Genomic DNA, 7,942 nt, shown 5'->3' with positions numbered 1-7,942 from the left:
CGCTCCTTCGCGCCCGCAAGCAGGCGGTGGCGCTGCCGCAGGTCACGCCCGACGGGCTCGTCTTCCGCCTGGCCGCCGAGAGCGGTGCGCTTGCGGCCGGCGGCTTCGGCCTGAGCGAGCCGGGCCCGGAGGCACCCGTCGTCGAGCCGCGGGTGCTGCTGGTACCGCTCGCCGCCTTCGACCGGCGCGGCCACCGCATCGGCTACGGCAAGGGCTACTACGACCGGGCGCTGGCGCGCCTCGACGCGACGGGGCCGATCCTCGCGGTCGGCATCGCCTTCTCGGCCCAGGAGACGCCCCGGGTGCCCGACGGCCCGCACGACCGGCCCCTCGACCGGATCGTGACCGAGGCGGGCCTCATCCATCCCACCGGAGACCGATAGACCGCCATGCGCCTCCTCTTCCTCGGCGATGTCGTCGGCCGGCCGGGCCGCCTGGCGGTGAGCGAGCGCCTGCCGGCCCTGCGCGAGCGCTGGCGCCTCGACTGCGTGGTGATCAACGGCGAGAACGCTGCCGGCGGCTTCGGCATCACCGAGAGCATCTGCGACGAGCTGATCAACGCCGGCGCCGACGCGGTGACGCTCGGTAACCACTCGTTCGACCAGCGCGAGGCGCTGGTGTTCATCGCCCGCCAGCCGCGGCTGGTGCGCCCGGCCAACTACCCGCCCGGCACGCCCGGCCGCGGCGCCACGGTGGTCGAGACCCGCGCCGGCGCCCGGGTCCTCGTCGTCAACGTGATGGGGCGGATCTTCCTCGATCCCCTCGACGACCCCTTCGCGGCGGCCGAGCGCGAGCTGTCGGCCTGCCCGTTGCGCGACGCCGCCGACGCGGTGATCGTCGACGTCCACGCCGAGGCGACGAGCGAGAAGGAGGCACTCGGTTGGTTCCTCGACGGGAGGGCGAGCCTCGTCGTCGGCACCCACACCCACGTGCCCACCGCCGACCACCGCATCCTGCCGGGGGGCACCGCCTACATGTCCGACGTCGGCATGTGCGGCGACTACGATTCGGTGCTCGGCATGCAGAAGGACGAGCCGGTGCGCCGCTTCCTGCAGAAGACGCCGGGCAGCCGGCTCGAGGCCGCGACAGGCGAGGGCACCCTGTGCGGGCTCGCCGTCGAGACCGACGACGCCACCGGCCTCGCCCGGCGGGTGAGCCCGGTGCGCCTCGGGCCGCATCTCGAGGAAACCTGGCCGCAACACTGGGACTGAACAAGTCCCGCGACGCTCCGCTTCCGCACTGCCCCGGCTTGATCGGCCGGACGGCACCCGGCACAGTGCCGCCAGGCTCCGGCCGGCCTCGGCCGGCGGAGAGAGCCTCGAGGCATCCTGCGCGCGGCTGTCCCCGGACCCGCGCCGCCCGTGAAAGCGAGTACGGCCCGCGATGGCGGCGAGCGCTGCGTCCCCTCCCCTGACGTCGCCGCGGATCTACCTCATCCGCATGGCGGTGTTCCTGACGCTGGCCGGTTTCCTGGCCTTCGTGCTCTACCGCCAGATCATGCCGGCCTTCATGGCCAATCCGGGCCTCAACGGGCTGATCCTCGGCGCGACGCTGATCGCCATCATCATGGCCTTCGGGCAGGTGCAGCGGCTCTTCCGCGAGGTGCGCTTCGCCAACCGCACCGCCGCGGGCGCGCCCGATCCGGGCAGCCCCCGGGTGCTCGCCGCCCTGGCGCCGGCCCTGCGCGAGGCGAAGGCCGGCCGGCCGCACCCGCAGGGACAGTTCCAGCCGCTCCTCGACACCGTGGCCTCCCGCCTCGACGAGGGACGCGAGATCCTGCGCTACATCGGCGGCCTCCTGATCCTGCTCGGGCTGCTCGGCACCTTCTGGGGCCTGATCGACACCCTGTCGGCGGTGGGCGGGGTGATCCGCTCGATGCGGGCCGGCGGCGGCGACGCGGCGGTGATGTTCGACGAGCTGAAGAGCGGCCTCGCGGTGCCGCTCTCCGGCATCGGGCTGGCCTTCTCGGCCTCGCTGTTCGGCCTCGCCGGCTCCCTGGTGATCGGCTTCCTCGACCTCCAGGCAGGCCAGGCCCACACCCGGTTCTACAACGAGCTCGAGGATTGGCTCGTCACGGCGGCCGGGCCGGAGCCCGCGCCGGTGCCGGTCCCCGTCACGGTGCCGGCGGCCGCGCTCGGCGCGACCTCCGTCACTGCCCGCCCGCCCGAGCCCCTTCCCGCCCTGCGGGACCCGAAGGGCGAGGCGGTGCTGAAGGACCTCGCCGACGCGATGACCCGCCTCGGCACCCTCGTCGGCGACAGCACCACCCACGGCCGCGCCAGCACCCAGGCGATGGCGAACCTTGCCGAGGGCATCCAGGGCCTCGTCCAGCACATGCGGGCCGAGCAGCAGATGATCCGCGACTGGGTCGAGGCGCAGGCGAGCCGCGAGCGCGAGCTGAAGCAGGTCCTCGACCGTCTCGCCCGGGAGAAGGTGGAGTGAGCGCGGCCGCGCAACCGGGATGGCGGGCCTGATGGCCGGCCGCCTCGCCCGGCGCGACCGCGCCTTCAACGTCTGGCCCGGCTACGTCGACGCGCTGACGACGCTGCTGCTCTCGGTCGTCTTCCTGCTCACCATCTTCGTCACCGGCCAGTTCTTCCTGTCGCAGGAGCTGTCGGGCCGCGACACGGTGCTGGAGCGCCTCAACCGCCAGATCTCGGAACTCACCGACCTCCTGGCGCTGGAGCGCTCCGGCAAGCGGGCGCTGGAGGAGAGCGCCGCCAGCCTGCGGGCGAACCTGTCGGGCTCCGAGGCCGAGCGCAGGCGGCTCCAGGGCCTGCTCGCCACCGACCAGGGCGCGCAAGGGCGCGCCGCCGAGCTCGGCCGCCAGCTCGACGCCGAGAAGGGCACCGCCGCCCGGGCGCTGAGCCAGGTCGACCTGCTCACCCAGCAGATCTCCGCCATGCGCCAGCAGCTCGCGGCGCTCGAGGACGCGCTCGCCGCCTCCGAGACCCGCGACCGGGAGAGCCAGGCCCGCATCGCCGATCTCGGCAGCCGCCTCAACGTCGCGCTCGCCCAGCGGGTGCAGGAACTGGCGCGCTACCGCTCGGACTTTTTCGGCCGCCTGCGCCAGATCCTCGGCAACCGCACCGACATCCGCATCGTCGGCGACCGCTTCGTGCTGCAATCCGAGGTGCTGTTTTCCGCCGGCCAGGCGGTGCTGAAGCCCGAGGCGGGGCCCGAAATCGACCGGATCGCCAACGCGATCCTCGAGCTCAACCGGCAGATCCCGGCCGACATCCCGTGGGTGCTGCGGGTCGACGGCCATACCGACGCGCGGCCGATCGCCTCGGCGCAGTTCCCGTCGAACTGGGCGCTGTCGGCCGCCCGCGCCATCGCGGTGGTGCAGTACCTCACGGCCAAGGGCATCCCGCCCCAGCGGCTGCTCGCCGGCGCCTTCGGTGAGTTCCAGCCCCTCGAGGCCGGGACGACGGAGGAGGCCTACGCCCGCAACCGTCGCATCGAGATGAAGCTGACCGAGCGCTGAAGAAAGCCCATCGGGACCTCAAGGATTCGACCGGCGATCCTGGCATTCTCCACGTCACCCCGGAGCCGCGGAGGGTTTTCTAAGCCGGTACAGTCACTGGTCGAGGTGCCCTCACACCTCCGCCACCTGCCGCTCCCCCGCGAGGTCCACCCCGGCGCCGAACTGCAGCGCGGCGAGCTGCGCGTAGAGGCCGCCGCGGGCGAGGAGCGCGTCGTGCGTGCCCTGCTCGGCGACGCGGCCGTCCTCCAGCACCAGGATGCGGTCGGCGGCCCGGATGGTGGCGAGGCGGTGGGCGATGACCAGGGTGGTGCGGCCCTTCATCAGCACGTCGAGGGCCGCCTGCACCGCCCGCTCGCTCTCGGCGTCGAGGGCGGAGGTCGCCTCGTCGAGGAGCAGGATCGGGGCGTTCTTCAGGATCGCCCGGGCGATGGCGATGCGCTGGCGCTGGCCGCCCGAGAGGGTGACGCCTCGCTCGCCGACCAGCGTCGCGTAGCCCTGCGGCAGGGCGCGGATGAAGCCGTCCGCGTGGGCTCGGCTCGCCGCCTGCTCCACCTCGGCCTCGGTCGCCTCCGGCCGGCCGTACCGGATGTTGTCGAGGATGCTGCCGCTGAACACCGTCGGGTCCTGCGGCACCAGGGCCATGCGGGCCCGCAGGGTCTCCGGGTCGACCGCGTCGACCGGTACGCCATCGACCCGGACCTCGCCGGATTCGGGGTCGTAGAAGCGCAGCAGCAGCTGCAGCACCGTGCTCTTGCCGGCCCCGGAGGGTCCGACCAGGGCGACGCGCTCGCCCGGCGCGACCGCGAAGCTGAGATCGTGCAGGGCGGCGTGCTCGGGCCGGGTGGGATAATGGAAGCGCACCCGCTCGAAGGCGATCTCGCCCCGGGGCGGCAGCGGCAGGGCGCGGGGCCGGTCCGGCGCGCCGATCGCCGGCACGGTGTCGAGGATCTCGGCCAGGCGCTCGGCGGCGCCGGCCGCGAGCGTCAGCTCGCCGTAGACCTCCGAGAGCTGGCCGAGCGCGCTCGCGCCGAACACCGCGTAGAGCACGAACTGCGACAGCTGGCCCGCCGTGATCGCCCCGGACGCGACGCCTTGCGCGCCGTACCACAGCACCCCGACGACGCTGGCCGAGATCAGGAAGATCGCGACGCCGGTGAGCAGCGCCCGCGCGCGGGCCGAGGCGCGGGAGGCCAGGAACGCCTCCTCGGAGGCGGCGGCGAAGCGGGCGGCTGTGGCCGGCGCCATGCCGAAGGCCTGCATGGTGCGCACCGCGCCCACCGCCTCGGTGGCGAAGGCCGAGGCGTCGGCGAGGCGGTCCTGCGCCGTACGGGAGCGGCGGCGCACGCCGCGCCCCGAGAGGATCAGCGGGAAGACGATCAGCGGGATCGCGGCGAGCACCAGCACCGAGAGCCACGGGCTGGTCCAGACCATCATGCCGACCGCGCCGGCGAACAGGAACAGGTTGCGCAGCAGGATCGAGAGCGAGACGCCGAAGACCGACTTCACCTGCGCGGCGTCGGCGGTGAGGCGCGAGACCAGCTCGCCGCTGCGCGCCCGGTCGAAGAAGGCCGGATCGAGGGTGGTGAGCCGGGCGAAGACGGCCGAGCGCAGGTCCGCCACCACCCGCTCGCCCAGCGTCACGACGCAGTAGTACCGGGCCGCGCTCGCGACGGCCAGCACCGCCACCACCCCGATCAGGGCGCCGAAATAGGCGTCGATCATCCCGACCTCGCCGTGGGCGAAACCGAGATCCACCACCCGCCGCACCGCCACCGGCACCACCAGGGTCGCGCCCGAGGCGGCGATGAGCGCCACGACCGCCGCGGCGATCCGGCCCTTGTAGCGCGCCGCGAAGGGGATGAGGGGCGTCAGCGCCCCCAGCGAGGCCCGGGGGCGGGCGGTGTCGGAATTGGCCATCTGATCGTGTCGTGCTGTCCGTGTGCCGGCGCTTGTTTGGCGCTCGCAGGTGAGGTATAGGCCGCCGCTCATCCGATAACGCGCGATCAATGGCCGCGGCCCGGGGCGGAGCGTTCGGCGCGGGTCGCACTCTTAGGATTTCGTCATGGCAAAGCAAGCAGCCCCCGCCGCCAAGCAGGCGGTCCCCCCCGGCAAGCAGGTCGCGACCCCCAAGGTGGCGCGCACCGCGACCGAGCACCCGGACTACCACTTCATCAAGGTGGTGCTGACCGACGGCAGCTCGTTCATGACCCGCTCGACCTACGGCAAGGAGGGTGACACCCTGAACCTCGACATCGACCCGAGCACGCACCCGGCCTGGACCGGCGGCGAGCAGAAGCTGATGGACCGCGGCGGCCGCCTGTCCCGCTTCAACTCGCGCTTCGGCAACATGTCCTTCGGCAAGAAGTAAGCGGCGGGATCTCTGCTTCGCGCGAAAAAAGCCCCGGCCGCGAGGCCGGGGCTTTTTTCGTGTCCGGTGTGCCAGGTGGCGCGCCGGAGCCGGCGCGCCCTCCCCTCCTCAGGCGAAGGCCATCCGCAGCATGTCGTGCTGGGCGAAGACCGGGCTCACACGCGGCTCGGGGGTCGGGCGGTCGTCGGAGATCAGGCGGTCGAGATGGAGGATGCGGGAATGCAGCCGCTTCGACTGGGCGATGAGGGCCTGGAGTGACAGGGGCAGCTCGGCGATCAGCGTCGGGGCGGTCTCGTTCGGCTCAGTGGTCGAGAGGCGCACCCGGGTCTTCTCCTCGGCCGCCTCGCTGAGGCTCAGCTCGCCCTCGGATACCGCGCGCTGCACGAGGAGCCAGGAGGCGATCTGCATCAGCCGGGTGGTGAGCCGCATGCTCTCGCTGGCGTAAGTAAGGGCCGCGTGGCGGGCGAGCAGGCGCGACTCGTCGCGGCCCGGCCCGTCGAGATAGGCCGCTGTCTCCTCCACGAGGGTCATGCCCTCGCGAAACAGCATCTTGAAGCCGTCCGACGCCACGAACGTCTCGCCGAAGCGCACGGTGGGCTGCTCGTCCCGAAACACCACGTCCATCCCGCCCATGATCCCTCCTGTGCCACCGCGACGCCGGCCCCGCTTCGATGCGGGACATTCACGGTGCGCTCGGGCTCCTCAGCGCAACGATAGCGCCAGTGCGCGGGCCGCGCTCCGGCAACGAAGCATTAACCTTAACGCAGGCAGGAGCGGGGCGATCCCTGGGGAAACCGAAAAACCGGGCCGAAAAAAAGAAAGCCGCCCCGGTGGGGCGGCGAAAGAGTCGTACAGGGAGGCATCAAACAGAGTGGACAGAGACCACTCGACATCCAGAAAGCTGGACGGCCTTCGTTATCGCTCGGAAAGCTTAAGGACTGGTTAACACCGTCGTGCGCGATCCGGAAAAGCCTCGTCGGCGCAGGCAGGTGGCCGGAGGGACGGGCGGCGCGGCAAGTCGGGGAGCGGCCGACGGGCGCCGCCGGAGACGCTCCGTCGGCCTTGCGGAACCAGCCTCGCGGCCAGGGCGGCCGGGCGAGGCCGATCCTCCGCGACGCAGTCCCGAAACGGGACGCCTCGCGCGGATCCCGTACCATCTCAGAACTTGAACGCCGCCCGGGCCGCCTCGTGGGACACCTGCTTGCGGCGGCGGTCCTCCTCGAGCCGGGCGATCTCACGCCGCAGGACCTCGATCCGCTCGTCGAGGTCGGAGACCGACAGGGCCGCGAGGTCCTGGCCAATCTGGTGGGCGGTCCCCTCGTGGGCGGCCTTGGGCCGCGTCCGGCCCTCTGCGTCGTCGAACATCGGCGTCTCCCTGACGCGCCCCTCAGCGCTCCCGCGCGGGCGCCCGGCGCGATCCTTAACGCGATTGACTCGCAGGAACCATTCCGCCATACACCGCGCGACGTGACCGCGCCCCATTCGGGCGCGGTTCGCTTTCGCCAAGACATTCTGGACCACGAGGGCCTCGGCGGCGCGACACGCGCAGGCCGGCCCCGGCCTTCGGAGAACGAGCCGTGAAGAGAACCTATCAACCGTCGAAGCTCGTGCGCAAGCGCCGCCACGGCTTCCGTGCCCGCATGGCCACCGTCGGCGGCCGCAAGGTCATCGCCGCTCGCCGCGCCCGCGGCCGCAAGCGCCTGTCGGCGTAAGGCCCGTTCGCGGTGCCTGAGAGCGCCGCGATGATCGGCGCCCCGCCGCCGATCGGCCGGATCACCCGGCGCCCGGACTATCTGGCGGCGGCCAAGGGCCGCCGTTTCCATACCGAGCGCCTGACGGCACAGGGCCGCCTGCGGGACGATGGACCGCCGGGCGGCCTGCGCGTGGGCTTCACGGTGACGAAGCGCGAGGGCCATGCCACCGAACGCAACCGCATCCGCCGTCGCCTCAAGGTCGCGGCGGCGCAGGCCGGCGAGGCGCACCGGGACAAGGCGGTCGACGTGGTCCTGATCGGCCGGCGCGACGCCCTGGCGGCGCCTTTCGCGCAGCTGGTCGAGGATGTCCGGCAGGCGCTCGGTATGGAAACG

At 72.6% G+C, this 7,942-nt stretch carries 10 protein-coding genes; 7 read left to right on the top strand and 3 right to left on the bottom strand.

Features of this window, described 5'->3' with window-relative positions:
- The 4 genes from VQ02_RS28455 to VQ02_RS28440 form a co-directional block, all read left to right on the top strand.
- Positions 1 to 383, top strand: a 383-nt coding sequence (locus VQ02_RS28455) for a 5-formyltetrahydrofolate cyclo-ligase (RefSeq protein ID WP_048447616.1), incomplete at its 5' end; no start/stop codon positions are given.
- Positions 384 to 389: 6 nt separating this feature from the next.
- A complete protein-coding gene (locus VQ02_RS28450; protein WP_048447613.1) occupies positions 390 to 1,211 on the top strand; it encodes a TIGR00282 family metallophosphoesterase in 822 nt (273 codons plus the stop codon).
- 172 nt (positions 1,212 to 1,383) lie between these two features.
- Positions 1,384 to 2,442: a MotA/TolQ/ExbB proton channel family protein gene (locus VQ02_RS28445; RefSeq protein WP_048447612.1), complete on the top strand. Its 1,059-nt coding sequence runs from the start codon at positions 1,384 to 1,386 to the stop codon at positions 2,440 to 2,442.
- A gap of 31 nt (positions 2,443 to 2,473) precedes the next feature.
- On the top strand, positions 2,474 to 3,487 hold the full coding sequence (locus VQ02_RS28440) for a peptidoglycan -binding protein (RefSeq protein WP_048447615.1): 1,014 nt from the start codon (positions 2,474 to 2,476) through the stop codon (positions 3,485 to 3,487).
- 111 nt (positions 3,488 to 3,598) lie between these two features.
- Here VQ02_RS28440 and VQ02_RS28435 read toward each other — a convergent pair whose 3' ends face one another.
- The gene (locus tag VQ02_RS28435) at positions 3,599 to 5,404 is read right to left on the bottom strand and encodes an ABC transporter transmembrane domain-containing protein (RefSeq protein WP_048447611.1); all 1,806 of its coding nucleotides are present in this window, start codon (positions 5,402 to 5,404) and stop codon (positions 3,599 to 3,601) included.
- A gap of 214 nt (positions 5,405 to 5,618) precedes the next feature.
- Between VQ02_RS28435 and rpmE the strand changes: the two genes are divergently transcribed.
- Complete coding sequence (gene rpmE / locus VQ02_RS28430) at positions 5,619 to 5,855, top strand: 50S ribosomal protein L31 (protein ID WP_048447614.1); 237 nt, start codon at positions 5,619 to 5,621, stop codon at positions 5,853 to 5,855.
- A 108-nt stretch (positions 5,856 to 5,963) separates the two neighbouring features.
- Here rpmE and rcdA read toward each other — a convergent pair whose 3' ends face one another.
- Together rcdA and VQ02_RS28420 are read right to left on the bottom strand one after the other, a co-directional pair.
- A complete protein-coding gene (rcdA, locus tag VQ02_RS28425) occupies positions 5,964 to 6,488 on the bottom strand; it encodes a protease adaptor protein RcdA (RefSeq protein ID WP_048447610.1) in 525 nt (174 codons plus the stop codon).
- A gap of 525 nt (positions 6,489 to 7,013) precedes the next feature.
- The gene (locus tag VQ02_RS28420) at positions 7,014 to 7,220 is read right to left on the bottom strand and encodes a DUF1192 domain-containing protein (RefSeq protein ID WP_048447609.1); all 207 of its coding nucleotides are present in this window, start codon (positions 7,218 to 7,220) and stop codon (positions 7,014 to 7,016) included.
- A gap of 212 nt (positions 7,221 to 7,432) precedes the next feature.
- Between VQ02_RS28420 and rpmH the strand changes: the two genes are divergently transcribed.
- Positions 7,433 to 7,567 carry a 50S ribosomal protein L34 gene (rpmH, locus tag VQ02_RS28415; RefSeq protein WP_010300405.1) on the top strand — a complete coding sequence of 45 codons (135 nt, stop codon included), beginning with the start codon at positions 7,433 to 7,435 and terminating at the stop codon, positions 7,565 to 7,567.
- A gap of 30 nt (positions 7,568 to 7,597) precedes the next feature.
- Positions 7,598 to 7,942: ribonuclease P protein component (gene rnpA / locus VQ02_RS28410; RefSeq protein WP_048447608.1), on the top strand; the 345-nt coding region annotated here is incomplete at its 3' end.

This window comes from Methylobacterium variabile, assembly GCF_001043975.1.
Taxonomy (GTDB): Bacteria; Pseudomonadota; Alphaproteobacteria; order Rhizobiales; family Beijerinckiaceae; genus Methylobacterium; species Methylobacterium variabile.
Note: the sequence above shows the minus strand (reverse complement) of the source record. Positions and strands in the feature narration are given on the sequence as shown.